Genomic DNA, 1,493 nt, shown 5'->3' with positions numbered 1-1,493 from the left:
GTGGAACGTATGTTCATGCCAGCAGCCCGCCGGTATCCAGATCGCCCGATTCGCCGGCGTGATCCAGGTGCCCGCCGCGCCGCCCGCCGGGGGCTAGCCGAGTGCCCGTGCGGATGGATCCGCAACGGTTCGAGGAAATGGTCGCCGACGCGCTCGACCTGATCCCGCCCGAGCTGGCGGCGGCAATGGACAACATCGTCGTGCTGGTCGAGGACCGCCACCCCGACGACGGCGAACTCCTCGGGTTGTACGAAGGGGTCGCGCTGACCGAGCGTGACTCCGACTACGCCGGATCCCTGCCCGACGCCATCACGATTTACCGCGAGGCGCTGCTGGACGTCTGCGAATCCGACGACGACGTCGTCCAGGAGGTCGCGATCACGGTGATCCACGAGATCGCCCACCACTTCGGCATCGACGACGAGCGGCTGGAGGAATTGGGCTGGGCCTGACGAACGTCGGCCCGTTCTATGGGCGCGGCATCCCGGATTTGTCCGCCGCCGGTGCTATGAACGGGTTATGAGTGCTGACTGCCGCGACTGCCGGGCAGGCTTGGATCACTGTCACGGCACCATCATTCGCCATTCACTGCGCCGCTCCGAATGCACGGAGCCGGATTGCTTCAGCCCCGAGCTGTTGCCGCACGCGTTCGTCGTCGACTGCGATGCCATCGGCTGCGGATGCTCCGAGGCCGTCGCGCTGGCTGTCTGACCGGCCCTCAGCCCATCGGGTCGGTGCTCGAGTGCACCGCGTCGGCGACGGGGGTCGCATCCGCCTCGGGGTAGAACGGTGGCGTCAGGGTCCCCCAGCGCACGCAGCTCCACCGGCCGTCGGTGATGGGTGCCAAGACCACCGATTCGGCGTTGTCGAGGTGGTGGTCCAGCGCGAAGCCGGCGTCCACGCCGGCCAGCACGGCCGCCGCCAGCCGGATCGCCGCGCCATGGCTGACGACGACGATGTCGCCGGCCCAGTCGCGGTCGTCGAGGTAGCGCAGGCGCAGTTCGGTGAGCACCGGCACGTAGCGGTCCAACACGTCGTTGCCGGTTTCCCCGCCGGGCAGCGGGATGTCGAGGTCGCCGTGATGCCACCGCTCGTAGATCGCGTTGAATTCGGCGACGGCATCGTCGTCGCTGCGGTTTTCCAGGCCACCCACCTGGACCTCGTGCACGCCGGGCACCTCGATGGGCGCCATCTCGAGTTCGCCGCCGATCACCCCCGCGGTCTGCGACGCGCGGATCGCAACCGAGTGGGCCAGCAACGCCGGCCGGTGCGCACCTCGCGCGAAGGCACGGGCCTGGTCGCGGCCCAGCGGCGTCAGCTCCGCCCCGGGCGGCCGGGGGAATGGAGCTATGACCGGGCGGCTGGTGCTACTGCGACACGGCCAGTCCTACAGCAACGTCGAACGCAGGCTGGACACCCGGCCGCCCGGGGCGGAGCTGACGCCGCTGGGCCGCGACCAGGCCCGTGCCTTCGCGCGAGGTGCGCACCGGCCG

2 protein-coding genes and 3 pseudogenes are annotated in these 1,493 nt (G+C 70.0%); 3 read left to right on the top strand and 2 right to left on the bottom strand.

Annotated features, from left to right (window positions below):
- Nucleotides 1-75: pseudogene (locus tag A9X03_RS29100) on the bottom strand (AraC family transcriptional regulator); the annotation flags it as partial.
- 26 nt (nt 76-101) lie between these two features.
- Here A9X03_RS29100 and A9X03_RS07075 point away from each other — a divergent pair.
- Both A9X03_RS07075 and A9X03_RS07070 read left to right on the top strand, forming a co-directional pair.
- A pseudogene (locus A9X03_RS07075) lies at nt 102-523 on the top strand (metallopeptidase family protein).
- Nucleotides 520-711, top strand: a complete 192-nt coding sequence (locus tag A9X03_RS07070; protein ID WP_067755368.1) for a hypothetical protein — start codon at nt 520-522, stop codon at nt 709-711. Before A9X03_RS07075 ends, A9X03_RS07070 begins: the two are co-directional and overlap by 4 nt.
- Nucleotides 712-718: 7 nt before the next feature.
- On the opposite strand, the pseudogene A9X03_RS07065 reads toward A9X03_RS07070, so the two are convergent.
- Nucleotides 719-1,333 (bottom strand): annotated as a pseudogene (locus tag A9X03_RS07065) (histidine phosphatase family protein); the annotation flags it as partial.
- Between the two features lie 16 nt (nt 1,334-1,349).
- On the opposite strand from A9X03_RS07065, the gene A9X03_RS07060 reads away from it, so the two are divergent.
- Nucleotides 1,350-1,493: histidine phosphatase family protein (locus tag A9X03_RS07060; RefSeq protein ID WP_197696029.1), on the top strand; the 144-nt coding region annotated here is incomplete at its 3' end.

Origin of the sequence: Mycobacterium sp. E1715, from assembly GCF_001667625.1 — a bacterium.
Lineage (GTDB): Bacteria > Actinomycetota > Actinomycetes > Mycobacteriales > Mycobacteriaceae > Mycobacterium.
This window is presented reverse-complemented; position numbering and strand designations above follow the sequence as displayed.

Coding starts and splice junctions, on each gene's coding strand:
- A9X03_RS07070 (WP_067755368.1), top strand. CDS start 520: ATGAGTGCTGACTGCCGCGACTGCCGGGCAGGCTTGGATCACTGTCAC.